Origin of the sequence: Paraburkholderia sp. A1BS-2L (genome assembly GCF_051125205.1) — a bacterium.
In the GTDB taxonomy this organism is placed as follows: domain Bacteria; phylum Pseudomonadota; class Gammaproteobacteria; order Burkholderiales; family Burkholderiaceae; genus Paraburkholderia.
Genome location: NZ_CP120430.1, coordinates 507,112 through 528,929, shown reverse-complemented (window position 1 = coordinate 528,929; position 21,818 = coordinate 507,112). Strand labels below are relative to the sequence as shown.

The 21,818-nt window shown below is 64.5% G+C and carries 17 protein-coding genes and 1 pseudogene; 17 read left to right on the top strand and 1 reads right to left on the bottom strand.

Annotation, left to right across the window (positions count from 1 at the left end; all coding sequences use genetic code 11):
• The first annotated feature begins 13 nt into the window (after positions 1-13).
• The 15 genes and pseudogenes from tssB (at position 14) to dmeF (ending at position 18,911) form a co-directional block, all read left to right on the top strand.
• Positions 14-571: a type VI secretion system contractile sheath small subunit gene (gene tssB, locus P5W98_RS26935; protein WP_421027782.1), complete on the top strand. Its 558-nt coding sequence runs from the start codon at positions 14-16 to the stop codon at positions 569-571.
• Positions 558-2,081: a type VI secretion system contractile sheath large subunit gene (tssC, locus tag P5W98_RS26930; RefSeq protein ID WP_421027781.1), complete on the top strand. Its 1,524-nt coding sequence runs from the start codon at positions 558-560 to the stop codon at positions 2,079-2,081. Before tssB ends, tssC begins: the two co-directional genes overlap by 14 nt.
• Before the next feature lie 44 nt (positions 2,082-2,125).
• Positions 2,126-2,617 carry an Hcp family type VI secretion system effector gene (locus P5W98_RS26925; protein ID WP_421027780.1) on the top strand — a complete coding sequence of 164 codons (492 nt, stop codon included), beginning with the start codon at positions 2,126-2,128 and terminating at the stop codon, positions 2,615-2,617.
• Positions 2,618-2,624: 7 nt separating this feature from the next.
• Positions 2,625-3,182, top strand: a complete 558-nt coding sequence (gene tssE, locus P5W98_RS26920; RefSeq protein WP_421027779.1) for a type VI secretion system baseplate subunit TssE — start codon at positions 2,625-2,627, stop codon at positions 3,180-3,182.
• A gap of 14 nt (positions 3,183-3,196) precedes the next feature.
• Complete coding sequence (tssF, locus tag P5W98_RS26915) at positions 3,197-5,104, top strand: type VI secretion system baseplate subunit TssF (RefSeq protein WP_421027778.1); 1,908 nt, start codon at positions 3,197-3,199, stop codon at positions 5,102-5,104.
• 23 nt (positions 5,105-5,127) lie between these two features.
• A complete protein-coding gene (gene tssG, locus P5W98_RS26910; RefSeq protein WP_421027777.1) occupies positions 5,128-6,297 on the top strand; it encodes a type VI secretion system baseplate subunit TssG in 1,170 nt (389 codons plus the stop codon).
• A gap of 3 nt (positions 6,298-6,300) precedes the next feature.
• A complete protein-coding gene (locus tag P5W98_RS26905; RefSeq protein ID WP_421027776.1) occupies positions 6,301-8,547 on the top strand; it encodes a type VI secretion system Vgr family protein in 2,247 nt (748 codons plus the stop codon).
• Positions 8,548-8,674: 127 nt separating this feature from the next.
• A complete protein-coding gene (locus P5W98_RS26900; protein WP_421027775.1) occupies positions 8,675-9,355 on the top strand; it encodes a hypothetical protein in 681 nt (226 codons plus the stop codon).
• Positions 9,356-9,373: 18 nt separating this feature from the next.
• Positions 9,374-10,633, top strand: coding sequence for a hypothetical protein (locus tag P5W98_RS26895; RefSeq protein ID WP_421027774.1), 1,260 nt, complete (start codon positions 9,374-9,376; stop codon positions 10,631-10,633).
• A pseudogene (locus P5W98_RS26890) lies at positions 10,634-11,143 on the top strand (PAAR domain-containing protein); the annotation flags it as partial.
• A gap of 57 nt (positions 11,144-11,200) precedes the next feature.
• Positions 11,201-15,265 carry a polymorphic toxin type 15 domain-containing protein gene (locus P5W98_RS26885; protein WP_421028037.1) on the top strand — a complete coding sequence of 1,355 codons (4,065 nt, stop codon included), beginning with the start codon at positions 11,201-11,203 and terminating at the stop codon, positions 15,263-15,265.
• Between the two features lie 15 nt (positions 15,266-15,280).
• Positions 15,281-15,898, top strand: coding sequence for a GAD-like domain-containing protein (locus P5W98_RS26880; protein WP_421027773.1), 618 nt, complete (start codon positions 15,281-15,283; stop codon positions 15,896-15,898).
• Between the two features lie 18 nt (positions 15,899-15,916).
• Positions 15,917-17,122 (top strand): MFS transporter, encoded by a 1,206-nt coding sequence (locus tag P5W98_RS26875; protein ID WP_421027772.1) that lies wholly within the window; start codon positions 15,917-15,919, stop codon positions 17,120-17,122.
• Between the two features lie 219 nt (positions 17,123-17,341).
• Positions 17,342-17,614 (top strand): metal/formaldehyde-sensitive transcriptional repressor, encoded by a 273-nt coding sequence (locus P5W98_RS26870; RefSeq protein WP_421027771.1) that lies wholly within the window; start codon positions 17,342-17,344, stop codon positions 17,612-17,614.
• A 7-nt stretch (positions 17,615-17,621) separates the two neighbouring features.
• A complete protein-coding gene (gene dmeF / locus P5W98_RS26865; RefSeq protein WP_421027770.1) occupies positions 17,622-18,911 on the top strand; it encodes a CDF family Co(II)/Ni(II) efflux transporter DmeF in 1,290 nt (429 codons plus the stop codon).
• Between the two features lie 36 nt (positions 18,912-18,947).
• Here dmeF and P5W98_RS26860 read toward each other — a convergent pair whose 3' ends face one another.
• On the bottom strand, positions 18,948-19,652 hold the full coding sequence (locus P5W98_RS26860) for a glycine zipper 2TM domain-containing protein (protein WP_421027769.1): 705 nt from the start codon (positions 19,650-19,652) through the stop codon (positions 18,948-18,950).
• 355 nt (positions 19,653-20,007) lie between these two features.
• On the opposite strand from P5W98_RS26860, the gene P5W98_RS26855 reads away from it, so the two are divergent.
• Together P5W98_RS26855 and P5W98_RS26850 are read left to right on the top strand one after the other, a co-directional pair.
• Positions 20,008-20,424: a cupredoxin domain-containing protein gene (locus P5W98_RS26855; protein ID WP_421027768.1), complete on the top strand. Its 417-nt coding sequence runs from the start codon at positions 20,008-20,010 to the stop codon at positions 20,422-20,424.
• A gap of 43 nt (positions 20,425-20,467) precedes the next feature.
• Complete coding sequence (locus P5W98_RS26850; protein WP_421027767.1) at positions 20,468-21,550, top strand: TIGR03118 family protein; 1,083 nt, start codon at positions 20,468-20,470, stop codon at positions 21,548-21,550.
• Positions 21,551-21,818: the final 268 nt, after the last annotated feature.

The following is a 21,818-nucleotide window of genomic DNA, read 5'->3' as shown; positions in this document are numbered from 1 at the left end:
GGAGTTGACTCACATGTCTCGTAACAAGTCATTGGACGGCGGCCAGAAGTTCATCGCGCGCAATCGCGCGCCGCGCGTGCAGATCGAATACGACGTCGAGCTTTACGGCGCGGAGCAGAAGGTGCAGTTGCCCTTCGTGATGGGCGTGCTGGCCGACCTCGCGGGCAACCGCAGCGAGGCGCTGCCAGATCTCGCCGAGCGCCGCTTCATGGAGATCGACGTCGACAACTTCGACGACCGCATGAAGTCGATCGCGCCAGCGCTCGCGTTTCAGGTGCCCAACACGCTCACGGGCGACGGCACGATGAGCGTCGAGCTGGCGTTTCGCAGCATCGACGACTTCGCGCCCGCCGCGCTCGCGCGCAACGTAGAGCCGCTGCGACGCTTGCTGGAAGCGCGCACTCAGCTTGCGAACCTGCTCTCGTACATGGACGGCAAGCGCGGCGCGGAGGAGTTGATCGCGCGGGCGCTGGGCGACCCGGCGCTGCTCGCTGAGCTGTCCGAGCCCAAGGCGCTCGGCGCGCCGCCGGCACGCAACGCCAGCGAGGAGGACGACCATGAGCCGAAGTGAAACGCAAGGCGCACTGTGCAGCGCCGCCACCACGCTGCCGGCGGCTACGCTGAGCGGCGGGGAGTTCTCGGTGCTGCTGGAGCGCGAGATCAGTCCCAAGACCGAGCTCGCGCGCGTGGCCGTGCAAACCGCGGTGCAGACGCTCGCGCGCGAGGCGCTCGAACAGAGCCGCACGGTGACTCTATCGTCGGATGCCTACGAAGGCGTGCGGCAGATGATTGCCGCGATCGACGAGAAGCTGTCCACGCAGATCAACGCGATGCTCCATCACCCCGATTTCCAGCGCCTGGAGTCCGCGTGGCGCGGGCTGCACTATCTCGTGAACAACACCGAAACCGACGAGATGCTCAAGATTCGCGTGCTGCCCGCGAGCAAGCAGGAAGTCGCGCGCATGCTCAAGCGCCACAAGGGCATTGCCTGGGACCAGAGCCCGCTCTTCAAGAAGGTTTATGAAGAGGAGTATGGACAATTGGGCGGCGAGCCGTTCGGCTGCCTCGTGGGCGATTACTACTTCGACCACAGCCCGCCCGATGTCGAAATGCTGCAATCGATCTCGAAGATCGCGGCGGCGGCGCATGCGCCGTTCATCGGCGGGGTGTCGTCGTCGCTGATGCAGATGGACTCGTGGCAGGAGCTTTCGAACCCGCGCGATCTCACGAAGATTTTCCAGAACACCGAGTACGCCGCGTGGCGCAGCCTGCGCGAATCGGACGATTCGCGCTACGTCGGGCTCGCGATGCCGCGTTTTCTCGCGCGCCTGCCCTATGGCGCGCGCACCGATCCCGTCGACGAATTCGAGTTCGAAGAAGAAACCGATGGCGCGCGCCACGACCATTACACATGGGCCAACGCGGCCTATGCGATGGCGGCCAACATCAACCGCTCGTTCAAGCTCTATGGCTGGTGCTCGGCAATACGCGGCGTGGAGTCGGGCGGGGCCGTGGAGAACCTGCCGTGTCACACGTTCCCCACCGACGATGGCGGCGTCGACCTGAAGTGCCCGACCGAGATCGCGATCAGCGACCGCCGCGAGGCGGAGCTCGCGAAGAACGGGCTGATTCCGCTCATTCATCGCAAGAACTCCGACGTGGCCGCTTTCATCGGTGTGCAGTCGCTGTATCAAAGTGCCGAGTATCACGACCCCGACGCCACCGCGAACGCGCGGCTTTCGGGCCGGCTGCCGTATCTGTTCGCGTGCAGCCGCTTCGCGCACTACCTCAAGTGCATCGTGCGCGACAAGGTGGGCTCGTTCCGCGAGCGCCCTGACATGGAGCGCTGGCTCAACGACTGGATCATGAACTATGTGGACGGCGACCCGGCGAACTCTTCGCAGGACACCAAGGCGCGCAAGCCGCTGGCCGAGGCGCGCGTGGTGGTGGACGCCGTGGCTGACAACCCCGGCTATTACTCCGCGCGGTTTTTCCTGCGGCCGCATTATCAGTTGGAGGGCTTGACGGTGTCGCTGCGGCTGGTGTCCCGATTGCCGGCCTTGCAGGTATCGGGCAGTTGATGAGGATGGTTGATCAATCCGCGAGAGCAAACAGGAGAAACACAATGGGCGTGGCGATGTTCATGAAGGTGGATGGCGCAACGGGCGAATCCGCCGACAAGCAGCATGGCGGCTGGAGTGACATCCAGTCGTTTTCCTGGGGCGCGACGCAACCGGCGGCCATGGCCACGGGCGGGGGCGGCAATGCGGGCAAGGCGAACTTCGACGACCTCGTGGTGATGGCCTTCATGGACAAGGCCACGCCCGCCATCATCAAGCATTGCGCGAGCGGCAAGCATTTATCGAAGGTGGAGATATCGTCGTGCAAGACCGGCGGCGAGCAGATCGAGTTCTCGCGCGTCACGCTGGAGGAGGTGATCGTGACCACGGCGCGCGTGGTGGGCGCGGAAACGAACGACGCCACCGACCGGCTGATGATGCAATACGGCTTTCAGGCCGCGCGCGTGAAAAAGCAGTACTGGGAGCAGAACGCGAACGGCGGCAAGGGGCCCGAAGTGACGATGGGCTGGGACATCAAGAAGAACACGGAAATGTGAGGCCCGCATGGCGAGTGATTCCGCTTATCGGGACTTCGTGCGCGAAGCCCGCGCGGGCCATGCGGTCGAACCCCGGCGCACGGCGCGGCCCATGCTGTTCGACCGCTTGCGCGACGACGGCCACGGCACAGGCGCGCTGCTCGAAGCGGTGCTGCGCGACCTGTCGTGGCTTTTGAACACGGCCTGCGCCCTCGACGAGCACGATGCGCGCCGTTACGCCGAAGCGGGCCGCTCGGTGCTCAACTTCGGCGTGCCGGCATTCGCGGGCACGCCGCTTTCGGGCATCGATACGCAGTACCTGGAAAATGCGCTGCGTGAGGCCATCGTGTGCTTCGAGCCGCGCCTGCAAAGCGAGAGCGTCGAGGTGCGGTGTGTGAGCGACCCACGGCGCGCGAGCCGGCACAACGTGCTGACCTTCGAGATCGCGGGGCGGCTCGCGTGCGTGGAGCCGCCGATTGCGATGCTGCTGCAAACCGAGCTGGATCTGGATTCGGGCTTCGCGCTGCTGCGCCCGCTGAACCGGTCCGGCGATGCAGACTCCACCAGCGGCCGCGCGCGGCGCTGAACCAACGTCACGCTATGGACGCACGCTTTCTTGACTACTACAACCGCGAGCTGGCTTATATGCGCGAACTGGGAGCGGAGTTCGCGCGCCAGTATCCGAAGGTTGCGGGCGGACTCGGCATGCACGGCATCGACGTCGCGGACCCGTTCGTCGAGCGCCTGCTCGAGGGCTTCTGCTTTCTCACCGCGCGCGTGCAGTTGAAGATGGACGCCGAGTTTCCGCGCTTTTCCGAGCGGCTGCTCGATGTCGTGTATCCCGATCATCTCGCGCCCACGCCCGCGATGGCGATCGTCCAGTTCGAGGCCGATCCGGCCCAGGGCACGCTGGGCCAGGGCTTCACCGTGCCGGCGGGGACCAGCCTCATGGCGGCCGCGCCGCGCGGCATGGGTACGGCCTGCGAGTTTCGCACCGCGCAGCCAGTCACGCTGTGGCCGCTCGTGCTGCGCGCCGTCGATCTGATGCCGGTGCCGGCGGGCGCTGGCGAGGGCAGGGGCGCGAGACGCGCCTTGCGCGTCGTGCTGGGCGCGCAAGGCGGGGCGAGTCTGAATCGCTTGCCCGTCGACCAGCTGACGTTTTTCCTTGGCGGACCCGAGCGGCAGGCCATGCGGCTGCTCGAACTCGTGTGCGCGCGCACGCTCGGCGTCGTGCTGCGCGATGGCGCCAATCCTGCTGAATCCGCTGAATCCGATCGTGGCGCGGAAAGCCGTCGGCTCGCCTCGCTCGGGCCAGAGGCCGTTGTTCACGAAGGCTTCGACGCGGACCAGGCGCTCTTTCCACCCGGCTCGCGCGGCTTCGAGGGCTACCGGATCCTGCGCGAGCACTTCGCGTTTGGCGCGCGCAATCTATTTTTCAGCGTGCGCGGCCTGCGCCAGGCGTTCGAGGCCTCGCGTGGCGAGTGCATCGAGATGCTCTTGCTCATCGACGGCGACGACGCCGATCTCGAACGCAGCATCGACGCCACCCATCTCGCCCTCAACTGCACGCCGGCGATCAATCTGTTTCCGAAGCGCACGGAGCGCATACCTGTGACGCCCGGCGCGAGCGAATACCGGCTGATGGTCGACCGCACGCGCGCGCTCGACTACGAAATTTTCTCGGTGAAGCGCGTGATCGGTCATCGTGCCGGCGAGGGCAGCAATGGAAACGCCCAGGGAGAGACTGCGTTTCTTCCGCTCTACATGGCGAATGCCAGCGATGCCGAGGAATCTGGGGCGTACTTTTCCGTGCGGCGCGAAACGCGGCTTGTGGGTACTCAGGCGCGGCGCGGCGGCATGCGTTCGAACTATGCGGGCACGGACGTTTACGTGTCGCTCGTCGACCGCAGGCACGCACCGTTCGACGAGCGCATCGAACTGCTTTCCGCCGACACGCTGTGTACGAACCGCGACTTGCCGCTGCACCTCGCGGCCGCGGGCGTGACCGATCTCACGCTGAAAATATCCGCACCGGTGAGCCGCGTGCACATCGTGCGCGGCCCTTCGACGCCGCGCCCGCCGCTCGCGCAAGATGAGGCCAACTGGCGGCTGATCGCGCATCTGGGGCTCAACTACCAGCCGCTCGCCGATATCGACGACGAGGCCGGCGCACAGCGGCTGCGCGAGCAACTGGAGATCTACGCGGACCCGGCGGATGCGCCGCTCGCGCGCCGCATCCGCGGCATCCGGCGGCTCGCGTGCGAACCGGTATTCAGGCGCTTGCCGGTGGCCGGGCCGCTCGTCTATGGGCGCGGCGTGCGCGTGGAGATGACGGTGGACGACCACGCCTTCGCAGGCGACAGTCCTTACGCGCTTGGCGCGGCGCTGGAGCAATTCTTCGCGCGGCATGCTTCGATTAACGCGTTCGTCGAGTTCGCGCTGTATTCGGCGCAGCGCGGGGAAATCGCCGAATGGCCCGCGCGCGTGGGACGCAGGCCTGCGATATGAACGATCGATCAGGATATCAAAATATGGGCCGCGAGAATGACCGCGCCCGCTACCTGGCGTTCTGGCGCCGGCTGCGCGCCGCGCCGGCGGAGCACGACCTGTTTCACCTGCTGCGCTGGATCGATGCGCTCGCGAGCGCGCCCGCGCGGCTCGGCGCGGCGCAACACCCCGGCGCGGAGCCGGTGCGGCTCGGGCAGATTCCTTCGCTTGCCTTCGCGCCTTCGATGGTGTCCGGCATTGCCGATGCGCCAGGCGAGACGGCGCCGCCGCGCGTGCTCGTCCAGGGCTTCGGGCTGTTCGGTCCCAATGGCGCGCTGCCGCAGCACGTGACCGAGTACGCATTCGAGCGTGCGCACAGCGTGGGCGATGCATCGATGAGCGCATTCGCCGACGTCTTTCATCATCGCCTGCTCGTGCTGTTCTATCGCGCCTGGGCCGATGCGCAGCCGGTCGTCGGTCTGGACTGGCCCGGTGCCTCGCGCTTCGACGGCTATGTCGCGAGCCTGATCGGCGCGCGTGCCACGGAGCCCGCGTTGCCAGCGCGCGAAGCGCCTGGCCGTCATGCGAAGTACTTCCACGCGGGCCACTGGGTGCGCCAGACGCGCAATCCCGAGGGGCTCGCGCAGATGCTGCACCACGACTTCGGCGTGCCGGTGCGCATTGTCGAGCATGTCGTTCGCTGGGTCGCGCTCGACGCACGGCAACGTAGCGCGATCGGTGCGCGAGGCACGCCGGGCGCATCCGGTACGCCAGGCGCAACCGGCATGCGCGGCGTGGCGCAGGGCGGGCGGCGGGGGCGCGGCGCGCGCGCGGCGCTCGGCGAAGGTGCGGTGCTCGGGCGCGCAGTGCGCGACGCGCAAGGCAGCTTTCGCATCGTGCTCGGGCCGCTGCCGCTCGCGCGCTACCAGTCGTTCCTGCCCGGTGGTGCGGATGCCGCGAGACTCGTGCATTGGGTGCGCGAGTACGTGGGCGCCGAGTTCGACTGGGACCTGCAACTCGAACTGGCCGCGCCCGAGGTGCCGCGCGCAGCGCCCGGCGGAGCGGGGCGGCTCGGCTTCTCGACCTGGCTCGGACAGCGGCTGAGCGAGGAACCCGCGCGCGAGCTCGTGATCGATCTGGCCGCGCGCGCTGTGGATGCTGCGCGCACTGACACCCGTGAGCCGCCCGTCTTCGCGCGCGCGCAAGGAGGCTGACGCGTGGCGCGCATCTTTACGCTCGACAGCCCGCTCGGCGACGAGCTCAAGTTCTATCGCCTGAGTGGCCAGGAGGAACTCGGGCATCCGTTCGAATGGCGCATCGAGGCTCTGGCCGCGAGCTATAGCGTGTCGCTGCGCGATCTGCTCGGCAAGCCGGTGACGGTGCGCGTCGAGTTGGCGGAGGGCGGGCAACGCTATCTGAACGGCATCGTCGCGCGCGCCACGCTGATCGGGCGGCACGCCGAGCGCCACTACGCATACGAACTGATCGTGCGGCCCTGGCTGTGGCTCGCGAGCCGCAGCGCCGACTGCCGCATCTTCCAGGAAAAGAGTGTGCCGCAGATCGTGCAGCAGGTGCTCGCACCCTATGGCTATCCCATCGAAAGCCGGCTCACCGAGACCTACGCGCCGCGCGAGTACTGCGTCCAGTACAACGAGACCGACCTCGACTTCGTGTCGCGGCTGATGGAGACGGAGGGCATCTACTATTTCTTCCGGCACGAGGCCGGCACGCATACGCTGGTGCTCTGCGATGCAACGGCCTCACATGGCGACCTGCCCGGCTTCGCGACGATTCCGTTCATCGCCAGCGACCGTGCCGCGATTGCCGACGAAGAGCATATCGACCGCTGGCAGCCCGTGCAGGAAGTGAGCGCGGGACGCCGCGAGGCGAGCGACTACGACTACACGAAGCCGCTTGCCGATCTGGGCGTGCAGCGCGCTCAACCGCGCGGCCACGATCACGACCACTATGCCGTATTCGAGTGGCCGGGCGGCTACCGCGACGATGCGCACGGCGAGCATCGCAACCGCGTGCGGCTGGAGGAACTGCAGGGCGTCTACGACCGCGCGCAGGCGCATACCGACGTGCGCGCATGTGCGCCGGGCTATCTGTTCGAGCTTGCACGCTGCCCGCGCGCGGATCAGAACCGCAAGTATCTGATCGTCCGTTGCGCCTGGCGCTTTCAGGAGAACCCCTACGCGAGCCATACGGGCAACGAGCCCGTTCTGCACGAGACGGATTTGCTCGCGCAGCCCGACAGCCTGCCATACCGCTCGCCGTGCGCCACGCCGCGGCCTCACACGAACGGGCCGCAAACGGCGGTCGTGGTCGGGCCGCCCGGCGAGGAAATCTGGACCGACCAGTACGGCCGCGTGAAGCTGCAATTCCACTGGGACCGCTACGGGAAGAATGATCAGGATTCCTCATGCTGGGTGCGCGTGTCGAGCCCATGGGCCGGCGGCGGCTTTGGCGGTGTGCAGATTCCGCGTGTGGGCGACGAGGTGATCGTCGATTTTCTGAACGGCGACCCCGATTATCCAATCGTGACCGGGCGCTGCTACAACGCCGCGCGCATGCCGCCCTGGGGCCTGCCGATGAGCGCGACGCAAAGCGGGTTGCTCTCGCGTTCTACGCCGGGCGGCACAATCGAGCATGCGAACGCGCTGCGCTTCGAGGATCGCAAGGGCTCGGAGCAACTGTGGATGCACGCGGAGCGCAATCTCGACATGGAGGCGGAGGTCGATCATTCCGTTTCGGTGGGCCGCGACCGCACCCGCAGTGTGGGGCGCGACGAGACGGTGCAGGTGAGCAACAACCGCAACAAGCAGATCGGCAACAACGAGACCGTGGGCGTCAAGCAGCACCGCACGGCGCAGATCGGCGGCAACGAAACCACGAGCGTGGGCGGCGACCATAGCGTGACCGTGACGGGCAACAGCACGCATGCCGTCACCAATGGCAATCACAGCTTCACCGTGGCCACCGGCACTCACACCGTAGTGGTGCAGCAGACCAGCGCGCATACGGTGGCGGCAGGCTCGCGCATTGTGAATGTGAATACCGGCGACTACAGCGCGACCGCCGCAAAGGCGGTGCGACTGCATGCGATAGGCGAGGGCATGCACATTACCGGCGACACCGGCGGCGTCGCGATCAAGGGCAGCGATTCGGGCGTGGACGTGAACGGACTCGAAAACGGTGTCGGCATCACGGGCGATGGCGGGGGCCGGGGAGTGAACATCACCGGGACCGGCAAGGGCGTCATCATCACCGGCACGCCTTTCACGGCAGTCTATGGCATCACCAACGTGGATGTCTCGGCGCCGACGATCAACGTGGGCGACGCGGACGTCAAGCAGGTCAATATCAACGCGAAGACGATCGTGATCTCGACGGACGGCGCGAGCATCACGCTCGACTCGTCCGGCATCACGATTCAGGGGACCATCGCGCACATCAACTAGTTGCGGTTCGCCTCGTAGATGCAACTAACTGTCAAGCGCCGCCGCCGACTGCAACGCGATAAGGGTGGTGCTGCACTAGCTGCATCGCTCCGCGAAGGCAGGCAAGCAGAGAAACGGAGAGGATCTCATGGATATTCAAGAAAATTACGCAGATCACGCCGAAGACGCGGCGGCAACGGAAGCCGTGCAAATCGACCCGGACACCATCGACACCGCCACGCGCTCGAAGCTGCGCGCCTTGTTCGAAGCGGGCATGGCGCCCGCTCCGGCAGCGCCCGCGCGAGCGCCTGCCGCGCAGGGCTTGCTCGTCGGCGAGGTGATCGATACGCATCACCCGGATTGTCCGGGCCGGGTGCGCGTGCGCTGGTTCGATGCGCACGGCGAGATGGTGGAGTGCTGGCTTGCCTGCCTGCGTGGACAAAGGCCGCGCAGGGGCGATCGTGTACTGGTGGAGCAGCCGGTGAACTGGGCCGAGCCGCTCGTGACGGGTGTTTTCGCACCGGGCGCGGCGGAGCCCGTCACGCCGGCTTTGGAGGAGGACCAGGACACGCACGCGAGCCACGCCATCCAACTCGCGCCCGACCAATGCGTGCAGATCGACGATGTCCAGGGCAAGCCGCTCGTTCGGATTCTCGCTTCGGGCGCGGGGCCGGTGGTGCGGCTCATGAGCCCGGACATCAACCTGGAGGCCGCGGGCAAACTCAGCCTGCGCGCGCAGACGCTGGAACTGGAAGCCGGGCGCGGCGGCGTCGACATCCGCACCGAGTCCGATACGGTCGTGCGAAGCCGCTTTATCCGGCTGAACTGACGCGCGAGCACGCCAGCAATGCAGCGCGAATTTGCCGCCACGGACGCCGCGCTCGGGGACTTCATCGAGCAGCCCGACTATCCGACGCTCGTGCTCGGCGCAACCGATCTCGACATCGTGCTCGCGTTCAAGATGCTTCAGGAGCGCGACCGGCGCGACGCGCAGCGCATCTATCTGCTGTTTCCGTTCGCATGCGATGCGCCAGGCCGCTATTTGCAGCAGTGCATGGATTCGCTTGCCGCGCAGATCGCCGCAGAGAACGACGCGCGCGTGAAAGCGGGCGAGCCGCCTTGGGGCGCACTCCCGCTGCTTTGCACCGACCCGGGCCAGCCCCACGCGAGCCGCCTCAAGGCGGCGGTGGAGCATGTGCGCGGGCTGGTGGAGGTGGGCGTCGATATCGTTTGGGCACTCATGCCGTCGACAGTTGCGGACGCAACCAGTTATCGGGAAGCAGTTTGGCCGCTGCTTGCACTCGATGGCTTCGAAGCGTGGATGGAAGGGCATCGATTCTGCTTGCGCGAGGATCTTGCGCGGCGCTTTCTTCTGACGCCCGAGCAGCGCGAGAAGGCTCGTCATGTGCTTGCGCTCGACCTCGACTTCTCGCCGGAAAAAACCGCCGATACGCTGGTGGACGCGCTCAACGATGCGGCCCGTCCGCTCGCGGAGCGGATGCAGGCGGCCATGCAACTGGCCGCGCTCGATCTCGCGCATGGCCGCCTCGACCAGGCGCTCGAGAAATATCGCTTGCTGCATGGCTGGCATCGCGAGCAGCGCAATCCGCTCGGGCAGGCGCTGGCGCTGGGGGGAATCGGCGATGTCGCGACACGCAGCGGCCAGCATGCCGATGCGAGCCGCTGGTATGCGCACGCACTCGACGCCGCGGCCGATAGCGGCAACCTGAGTGTCGCGCTGAATTTGCTCATGGCGTCCGGACAATCGCGGCTGAGCCTGAAACAGCCCGCGCACGCGGTCGAGTATTTCGAGCTCGCGAGCCGCACGGCGGACAAGCTGATGTTCCCGCATGCAGCCGTCGATGCGTTGGAGAAACTCGGCGTGGCGTTGCTGGGCGCGCGCAAGACCGTCGAGGCCGCGCGTGCGTGGACCGATGCGAAGGCGTTGTGCGAGCGTTTCGGCTGCGAGCATCAGCGCCATTCGGTGCTCGAGCGGCTGGCTGCGTTATACGCGCAGGCTGGGTTGAAGACGCAAGCCATGGCATACGAAATGGAAAAAGATCGGATTCCTGTGCATCGGGAGATGGAACGGGAGGGACGGCGCTAGATGAGCACCCCGCCAGGCAATCCGAGCAATCCGACCAGAGCGGCCAGAGCGGCCAGTGCTGCAACCGAGGCCAGCGCACCGCCCGCGCCACCCGGCCCGCTGATCGCCCCGACCGGCAACACTTCGGTCGATGCACTCGCGAGTGCGGTCAATAGCGGTGCACAGCCGTTTCAGGATCTCGGTAATCCCCAGGCGAGCACGCTGGACCGCATATCGGATGTCGTAAACGGCGCGGTGGGCAGCCTTGGCGCGTTCGATCAGCTGCTCAATACCGGCATGGCGCTGATTCCGGGCGCGAATCTGATGCCGGGCATGCCTGCGGCGTTCATCGGCGTGCCTCATTTGGGCGTGCCGCATGCGCACGCGCATCCTCCGAGCAATGGCGTGCCGCTGCCTAGCGTCGGCGAGACCATCGGCAGCGGTTGCCTGAGCGTGCTGTATGGCGGCATGCCCGCCGCACGCGTGCTGGACGTGGGGATGGCGCCCACCTGCGGCGGCTTCGCACCGGTGTTCGAGATCAGCACCGGTTCGAGCAACACCTTCATTGGCGGCGCGCGCGCGGCACGCATGGCGATCGATCTCACGCGCCACTGCAATCCGCTCGGGATGAGCGGCAAGGGGCATGTTGCCGAGGAGGCGGGGAAGGCGAGCGGGTTCAGGCGCGCAATGAACATTGCCGGAACGGCGGCGCCCGTAGTGGCAGGCGGGGCGACGGCGGCGGACCAGGCAATCGGCGGCCGCACGGTGGACGCTGCGGTGACCGCGGCCCAGACGGCGGCGGATGCCATGGCGATGGCGTTGAGCAATCTGATGGGCAAGGACCCTGGCGTGGAGCCGGGAATGGGCACGCTGCTCCTCGGCGACGGGAGCGTGCTGATCGGCGGCTTTCCAATGCCCGACGCGCTGGCGATGCTGATGCTGGGATGGGGGCTGCGCAAGAAAACCAAGCCGAGGGACGAAGGCGAAGGGCCGAAGAGAACGCACGAAGAACCGTGCAAGGATGGTCACCCGGTCGATGTCGTCACGGGCGCGGCGGAAAACGAGTTCGTCGACTACAGCACGCGCGTCGCACCCACGTTCAAATGGGAGCGCTATTACTGCAGCGCCTGGAGCGATCAGGACGGCGCCCTCGGCTACGGCTTTCGTCACGTCTTCCAGCATGAGCTGCGCCTGCGGCGCACGCGTGCGGTGTACGTGGATAGTCTTTATCGGCAATATCCGATTCGCCGCGACGACATGGGGCGCTACGCGGGCGTGTTCGCTGGCTGCGAACTGGAGCAGCAGAGCGCGAACCGCTTCGTGATGCGGCATGGCGCATCGGGCGAATTCACGTTCGAACGCGCGGACGAATCGCAACGTTCGGCGCGGCTCGTGCGTCATGTCAACGAGGGAGTCGAGAGCACGCTTCGCTATGCGAGCGATGGGGCATTGCGTCAAATCGAGCTGGCAGCGCAGCGCGGCGGGCAACGCAGATTGATCGACTTCGTTTATGACGCGCACAACCATGTCACCGAGGTGAACATGATCGACGCCCAGGGCGCCGTGTCATGCATTGCCCGGTATCGCTACGATCGCTCCGGATGCCTCGTGGCATCCACCAATGCGCCTGGCGCAACGATGACGCACGACTACGACAGCGGGCGCCGGATGATCCGGGAAACGGACGCGAATGGTTATGCGTTTTCCTACCGCTACGACGATCGTGGGCGTTGCGTCGAGAGTGCGGGGCAGGATGGGTTGTGGCGCGTCCTGCTCGATTATCAGCCGGGCCGCACCATCGTCACGCGGGCCGACGGCGGGAAATGGACGTTCCTGTACAACGCGGCACAAACGGTGACGCGCATTCTGGATCCGTACGGGGGCGTAACCGAGCGTGTGCTGGGCGACGATGGGCGAGTCGCTTGCGAGGTCGATTCGGGCGGGCGCGTCATGAGCTGGCTCTATGACAGGCGAGGGGCCAACACGGGGCGTCTGGATCAGTGGGCGAACCGATGGCCGACGCGACAAGATGCGCCCGCGCTGCCCAATGCGAGAGCGCTTGAAGTACCGGTGACGCCGTTGGGGCAGCAGTGGGGGCAGGACAATCCCGAGGACATGCCGGACCGGATGCTGTTGCCGCCGGAAATCGAGGCGCTCGCGGTTGCCGTTGCCGCGCCGGCCCGCTCCCTTGGCATACCGAAAGATCAGCATGACGCAGTAGGTCGCGTGGTCGAGCGCACGGACGAGCTTGGGAACGCCGAACACCTCCACCGTGACGCTGCGGGCAATCTGGTGCGGCTGCGCGACAAGGATGGGCGCGACTACCACTACACCATTGCGTCGTGGAACTTGCGCGAGAGCGAGACGGACCCGATGGGCCATACCGTCCGATACCGGTATACGGCCAAAGCGGGGATTGCCGCCATCATCGACGCGAATGGCAATGAGAGCGCATACACCTACGACCTGAAAGGCAGGGTCGCCAGTGTAGCGAGACACGGTCGGCTGCGTGAGACGTATCAGTACGACGCCGGCGACCGGCTAATCGAGAAGCACGACGGGCAAGGCAATCTGCTGCTTCAATTCGAAGTCGGCGAGCAGGGCCTGCATAGCAAGCGAATGCTCGCGAGTGGCGAGACGCACTTTTACGAATACGACGCCCGTGGAAATTTCACGAAGGCATCGACCGACAAGTTCGATATCTTGATCGATTACGACGAAGACGGACGGCGCACCGCGGACAAGCGCGATGGATCAGGCGTCGATCATGAGTACTTCGAAGACAGGTTGGCTAGTACGACGTGGTTTGATCGCTTCGTGGTTCGCTACGACCTGGTTGCTCTCGGCGAAACGCTGATCCGCACGCCGGAGGGCGGCAGGCACCGGCTTCTGCGCTCGAACGACGGCCGGATCTATTTGAGTCTTGGAAACGGCTTGAACCTGTTGTGCAGCTTCGATGCTGCGGGCCGCTGCACGGGGCGGCTCGTATGGCGCGATGGTCCGGGCGCGGCGGCGCGCGGGGCGCGGGGCGTGCGCTATCAGTACAGCGCGGCGGGCGAACTGCAACGCGTGATCGATACCGAAGCGGGGACAACCGAGTATCAATACGACGCGGCTCATCGCCTGATTGGAGAGACGCGCGAAGGATGGCCAGTACGCCGCTATCAATATGACGCCGCAGGCAATTTGCTACTGGCTCCAGACGGCTCGTCGATGCGCCATGCCGAAGGCAACCGGCTTTCGGATACGTCGTCCGCGGTGTTTCACTATAACGAGCGCAATCACCTCGCGCACGAGATTGCAGCGGATGGCCGCCGCACCACCTGGCGCTATAACAGTCTGGACTTGCTGGTGCAGGTCGAATGGAGCGATCGACCGGAGCTGTGGACCGCCGAGTATGACGGCTTGAGCCGGCGCACCGCCACGAGAATGGGCGACGCGTGTACGCAATACTATTGGGACGGCGACCGGCCAGGCGCGGAAGTGGGACCGGACGGGCGGGTTCGCCTTTATCTATACGTGAACGAAACCGCGCTGCTGCCGTTCATGTTCATCGACTATGCCGGCCTGGACGCCGATCCGAAATCCGGCAGTGCCTATTTCGTGCTGTGCAATCAGGCGGGATTGCCGGAGCGGATCGTCGATTGCGATGGGCAAACGGCATGGCTTGCGGCGGATATCGATCCCTACGGGATGAGCCGGGTTGCGGCGGGAAATTCCATCGACTACGCGCTGCGATGGCCCGGACACTATTACGACCGGGACACGTCGCTGCACGACAACCGGTTCCGCTCCTATCATCCGGGGCTGGGACGGTACTTGCAGTCCGACCCGGCCGGGCAGTCGGGCGGAATCAATCTCTACGCGTATGTGGCGAATCCTCTGGTTCAGGTCGACGTGCTGGGGCTGCGTTGTGTCAACGCGGATCATCCGAACGATTGCGATGGAAAGGGACCTGATCATGAGTATGTGGGGCACCCGGGAGAGTATCCGGCGGACATCAAGCCGGTCGTGGACCCGAGATCGAACGAGCCCGTGGACGTGGAATGGCCGAAAATTCCGTGTTTCCATCCATTCGACAAAGATGCTTACAAAGGCTTGTCCGAAAGCGCCCAGCGCAAGTACCTGGAAAACTATGCGAAGCAATTAAGCGGCCAGGAGCGCGGAATCAACGGCATGACGGCGGATGAATTCAAGGCCGCGCGCGATGCATTCGAAGCAACATTCCAGGCGCAGAAGGCAGCCGGCAAAAAGAAGCCAAGCGGAAGAAATCCTAAAGGCAAAGCAGCGCAACGGGCCTACCGGAAGTTATACGAAGCTCCGATTCAGGCCAGCCTTCTTGAAGACATAATGAAGAAAAACCCGAGCCTCACCGAAGCACAAGCCTTGAAGCAAGCAAAGGCACGCACCAGAGAAATCATGGACACGCTTGCGGCGCTACATAATCCCGACATGGTCGCCGGAGGGTGGCACCACTACGAGCCGGTAGGCATGGGTGACTCCCCCGTGAACTCGTCGATTGGATCGGGCTGGAACAGCGACGGTCGCGCGGATGCCCTTGAACAGTGGGCGCAGACCGCAATTGATATCGGGAGGGGCGGCTATCTCATGAACATTAAACTGAAACTATGCCGTGGCCTGGGAAAAAAATGATAGGGTTGTAACGACATGACAGACGAGCTATTTGACGCATTTATCCAGACGTTCGGCCGCGGGAAGACTCGCCAGCAGGTTCCCGAGTCCGCATTGAGCCGGTACCGGGGCGTACTGCCCGACCGTTTGCTGGAGATCTGGCGCGAAGAAGGGTGGTCCTCGTATGGAGACGGTCTGGTCTGGATCGTCGACCCGCAAGCATACGAGGGCATCGTCGATATGTGGCTGCGCAATACGCCGGTTGCAGGCATCGACAAATACCACGTCATTGCGAGAACTGCATTTGGCGATCTTTTTCTGTGGGGCGAGGTCACGGGACCCACGATCACTCTTTCATGTCCGCTGCACATGCTGGTTTTCCTGCCGGGCAGAGTCGAAAAAAGGGTTGAGAACCCCGATCGGGCATTGCGTATTTTCTTCGCAACGCTTTCGCGAGCAGGCTGCGACCGGGACAATTTGTTCAAGCGCGCGCTCAAGCGTTTGGGGCCGCTGGGACCGGAGGAGATGTATGGCTTCGAGCCCGCTCTGATCGTGGGTGGAGAGATATCCATCGATCATCTCGTGAAGGTCGATTTGAACGTTCATCTGTCGATACTTCGGCAACTCGGCGCACCGCGGGTCGGGGGTTTTTGATTTTCCGGAAAACGAACGATGCTGCCTGATGCCACCCGTGCCCCACGCATTGCCATTCCGCGTGCAATCCGGATGCTCGGGTTTGTCAGCCTTTTCATGGATCTTTCCTCCGAACTGATTCATGCGCTGCTGCCGATATTTCTCGTCACCACGATGGGCATGAGCGTCAGCGCGCTAGGCGTGCTCGAAGGGGCCGCCGAGGCGAGCGCGATGATCGTCAAGATCTTTTCGGGGCCGATAAGCGACTGGCTGGGCAAACGCAAGGCGCTGCTGTTGCTTGGCTACGGGATGGCCGCGTTGTCCAAGCCGCTTTTCCCGCTCGCCAGCACGCCATTGATGGTCGCGACCGCGCGGATCATCGACCGCGTGGGTAAAGGCATTCGCGGCGCGCCGCGTGACGCGCTCATTGCCGATATCGCACCGCCGGAGATTCGCGGCGCCTGTTTTGGGTTAAGGCAGTCGATGGACACGGTCGGCGCGTTTGCCGGGCCGCTTGCCGCCATTGTCCTGATGTTCTGGTTCTCCGATCACATTCGCACGGTTCTCTGGTTTGCCGTATTGCCGGCGTTTGTCTCGGTGGGATTGATCGCATTCGGCATCGAGGAGCCGGCGGGCGAGGGCGCCGCCCATGCGTTCCGGTCTCCATTGCACTGGCGCGCACTGCAAGCGTTTTCCGGACGCTACTGGTTCGTGGTAGCACTCGGCGCCGCTTTCACGCTGCCGCGCTTCAGCGAAGCGTTCCTGGTGCTGCGCGCGCAGCAGACAGGGTTGAATATCGCATGGATTCCCGGTGTGATGGTCATCATGAGCCTGACCTATTCGCTTTCAGCGTACCCCGTGGGAGCGCTATCGGATCGCATCGACCGGCGGGTTCTGCTGGCCTGCGGGCTCGTGCTCTTGATTGCGGCGGATCTGATCCTCGGTATGAGCGCGTCGATTGTCACGGTGCTCATCGGGGTTGCCCTATGGGGGCTGCACATGGGATTCACGCAAGGCATTCTCGCCGCGATGGTCGCGGAAACGGCGCCGCCGGCGCTGCGCGGCAGCGCTTTCGGCGTGTTCAATCTCGTGAGTGGTGTCTGCTTGCTGCTCGCGAGTGTCATTGCCGGATGGCTGTGGGACCGGCACGGCGCTACGGCCACATTTTGGGGCGGCGCGGCTCTTGCGGTCGTCCCCGTGGTGATGTGCCGCTTCGCGCCACGTCTTGGGAGGCACGATCGCTAGGTCTGTTTCCAATGTGAACAGACCCTGTGCCATGGCCGCCGCCGCGCACGCTGACTCCGCCCGTTCCATTGCGCCGCGTTTCGCGGTGATGTCGTCCCCCGCCTGGATTGCGAAAGGCGCGCCATTGAACGCGGCAGCCCGCCGCTTGCGAACGAAGATTAGTATACCCCCCCATACTATTTTGCTAATATGCACACGTCGCATAACTGGAGCAAAGGCATGAGCCATACGATCCGCGAGAAGCAGAAACTCCTTAATCGGGTGCGCCGCATCAAGGGGCAGATGGAGGCCATCGAGCGCGCGCTGGAGGAAGAGCGCGGGTGCATGGACGTGCTGCAACTGATCACGAGCAGCCGGGGCGCGATGAACGGGCTTCTCGCCGTGGTGCTGGAGGACCATATCCGCACTCACCTGGTCGACGCGGAGCCCGATGACGAACACGGCAGCGGTAAGGAGCAGCTAATCGAAGTGGTACACAGCTACTTCAAGTGAGACAACCATGAGCAATTTTGAAGACGCCGCATTCGGGGCGGGGCACGACCATATCTTTCTGGGCGCCGCTCACAAGGACAACGAGCGCAGAACCTGGATGGTGATCGCGCTATGCAGCGCGATGATGGTGGCGGAGATCGTCGGCGGCAGCATGTTCGGCTCGCTGGCGCTCGTTGCCGATGGCCTGCATATGTCGACGCATGCGGGTGCGATGCTGATTGCAGCGCTGGCGTACACCTATGCACGCAGGCACGCGAGCGATGACCGTTTCGTGTTCGGCACCGGCAAGCTGGGCGACCTCGCGGGCTTTACCAGCGCCATCGTGCTCGCCATGATCGCGCTGCTAATTGGATACGAAGCCATTTCGCGTTTTCTCGCGCCCGTGCCGATTCAGTTCGGCCAGGCGATTCCTATTGCGGTGCTGGGGTTGCTGGTCAATCTGGCGAGCGTCTGGCTGCTGAGCGGCGATCATCATGGCCATAGCCACGGTCACGGCCATGGTCATAGCCATGGCCACGGTCACGACGATGGACACGATCATGAAGAAGAGGGGCATCGCATCGTCGGTGGCGCAGGGGCATTCGCCGTGTCGATCTTCGAAGACGGCGTGCCGCCTGTATTCCGGATTACGCTGGAAGCCTCGGCTGCGAAGCTGACTGCCGATGCGGTTTCGGTCACGACGATTCGCCGCGACGGCGTGCGCCAGACCTTTGCATTCGCGGACCGTGGCGCTTATCTGGAATCGGTGGACGACATTCCCGAGCCGCATGCATTCGTGGCCGTTGTCGGTCTGCCCGATGGCGAGCACCGGATCGAGTTCGAAGAACACGAGCACGGGCACGACGAGGCCCACGCCGCGTTGCATCGCGATCACAACATTCGCTCGGCCTACATTCACGTCATTGCGGATGCTGCGGTTTCGGTGCTGGCGATCGTCGGCCTGCTGCTGGCCCGCACTTTCGGCTGGGTCTGGATGGATCCGCTTGCGGGCGTGATTGGCGCACTCGTGATTGCGAACTGGTCATGGGGCTTGATGCGCGATACGGGAGCCATTCTGCTCGACATGAACGCGGACCGGCGCCTGGCTGAAAACGTTCGCGGCGTCGTGGAGAAGCATGGCGACGCCGTGCTCGATCTTCACGTCTGGCGCGTGGGTCCGGGGCACATGAGCGCGGTGATATCGGTGGCTACCGGTGATGCGCAGCGCAGTCCGGGTTTTTATCGTGCGGCGCTAAAGCGTTTCAAAGGTCTTTCACACATTACGGTCGAGATCAATCAGGTTCGGTCGGTGTCGTGAGCGAGGGCGGTCGGCGCGCTCGACCGCCAGAAATGCTCATGCCGCATTCAACGCACCACCATCGACATGAACGCGCTCGCCGATCGCGAACTGAGGCGGCGTCGAGTAGGTGAAGTTCCGGTAGCTGCCATCGGCCATGCGCACCTGAACCTGGTACGTGGTGGCCTTGCGCACCTCGTGTTCGATGCCGTTGCCTGCGAGCCCGCCGCCAATCGCGCCCGCGATGGTGGCAATCGTGCGGCCGCGTCCCCCGCCGATCTGGTTGCCTAGCAGCCCGCCCGCGACGGCCCCGCCCACCGCGCCGATTCCCGTAGTGGGCTCGGGCGCCTGAATCGCATTGATGGCAACGACCGAGCCTGAGTTCGGATCCACGGCCTCGCTTCTGGGTTCGCTTCTGGGTTCGCTTCTCACCGGGTAGGCGTTGGCATTTGCATAGTGAGGCGCGGCCGGGGCGGCGTGGTAATGATGAACGGGCTCGCGCCGCACGGGCTCTTGCGCGATGGCCGGCTGATTAACGGGCTGATGGGTGATCGTCTGCACGCCGCCCGACGCCGCGGTGCCGGCTTGCGCGGCAACGGCGGGCGCGGCAACGGGTGCCGTGCTCGCATGCGTGGTGGGCAGCCATCCCGTCATGGCGGCGATGCCGGTGGCGCTCGCGAGAATCACAGCGACGGCTGCCCCCGCGACGAGAGGATGAATGCGGGCGCGCGGCGACGTATCAGGACCCGGGATCGTGTTCATGTGCAAGCTCCGTTGAGCATGGGGTGCAAGGGGTGGCGGCACGCTCGTGTGCCGCCTGCATCCTCAACGGCGCAATGAACGGCGCGGATTACGCAACACTTGTGAGTTATGCAAGCAAATGTTGCGGATGCGAGCGACGAGCGCGATGGGCAATGATTCCAGAGGCCCGGATAGATCCTGAACGGCGCCGGAATATGCCGCCAACGGCACACGTTTACACCACGTATCGTGTGCCGCTCAACGCAGTCATGCCATCGCGCAGGCAGGGGTATTCGCGCGCCTGCGAAATGTGAAGCGCGCATGGCAATGGCGCGATGTCCGGCAAGCGCGAGGTCTCGACGCAAGGGAGGCGGCCGTGCATGCCACTCACAGAATTGCCATCATCGCCATCGTGGTCGCGTCCGGCATGACACCGCACGCGAGTTGGGCCCAGCAAACCGTCAACGCAACCCTGCTATCGGATTCGATCCAGCTCGAAACGCACAGCGTGAAGGCAGGGCGCCTCACGCTCGATATCAGGAATGACGCCAGCAACACCATGGCGCACGAACTCGTCGTGCTCAAGACGAATCTCCCGGACGATGCGCTGCCCGTCGGTATGGGGCAGGTGCTGGAGCACAAGCTGAAAAAGATCGGGGAAGTCGAGGATATCGCGCCGGGCAAGAGCAAGCGCGCGTCGCTCACGCTTGCGCCTGGCCATTACGCGCTGATTTGCAACAAGCCAGGGCACTATGCAATGGGGATGCATACGGCGCTTGTCGTGACGCCGTGAATCTCCCGGCGAATCTCAATGATTTCGTGTCAGGAGTGCAATCATGAAACAGGCTGATGTGCCGCTCGGCGCGCTGTTGGCGGCTGTGGTGCTGGCGAGCGTTGCAGCGTGTGGAGGTTCATCCCACAGCATGCAATCGATGCAGTATCAGGTTAGCGCACTGGTTTCCGATGGCGCCGTCGCGGCGGCGCACGTAGACGCCAACCTGAAAAATCCGTGGGGCGTCGCCTTCAATCCCAAGGGCTTTGCCTGGGTCGCCGATAACGGTACCCAGCGCGCGACACTCTACGACGGCAATGGCGTGCCGCAGTCTCTCGTGGTCACGATTCCCGCTGGCAAGAGCGGCGACGCCGATCCAACGGGCATCGTGTTCAATGGAACGACGGACTTCGTGGTGACCCAAGGGGCAAAATCGGGCCCTGCGGCGTTTATCTTCGTGGGCGAGGGCGGGACCATGACGGCGTGGTCGCCCACGGTGAACCCGACATCGGCTATCACGGTGTTCGACAGCGGCGGCAGCGCAGTCTACAAGGGGCTCGCCATGGCCAGCAATAACGGCGCGAACTTCTTGTACGCCACCGACTTTCACAACAACAGGATCGACGTGTTCGACCGGACCTTCACGAAGGTCACGCTGGCCGGCACATTTCAGGATCCCACATTACCGGCTGGATTCGCGCCATTTGGCATCCAGGTGATCGATTCGAAGCTGTTCGTTTCGTACGCGAAGCAGGATGCAGCCGCGCACGACGACGTTGCGGGCGCGGGCATGGGCTTGATCGACGTGTTCAGCCCGTCGGGGCAATTCATTCAGCGCTTCGCTACCGGTGGGGTGCTGAATGCGCCGTGGGGCATGGCATTGTCGCCCGGGGATTTCGGCCGCTTCAGTCATGCCGTTTTGATCGGCAACTTTGGTGACGGCATGATTCATGCGTTCGACCCGACCACTGGAGTCATGCTCGGGTCCCTGGAGCAGCATGAAGGTACGCCGATCGTCGAGCCGGGGCTGTGGGGCATGGCATTCGGCAATGGCCTCGACAGTCAACCCGCCAACACGCTGTTTTTCGCGGCCGGACTCAACGACGAAGCCGACGGACTCTACGGCCGCATCGATGTCGGCAAGTGAACGCCGTCGCCGGGCAAGCTTGCCTGCTCCAGCATCGGGCGCTGGAGCAGGCAAGCTTGCAGTGCGTTCGCTCAATCCATGACCAGCCGTCCTTGCGGATTGGTAACGAGCAGCGAGCCTCGTCCGTTCACGTTAGCCCAGCACATACCGCGCGCCGCACGAAACGCGATGCGCGCACCTTTCATGCGCCCGCCGAACCCCATGTATGAATCGAATGCAGACAACAAACGCGAGGTTTCTATTTGACACCTCCTTCATGCACGCGTGG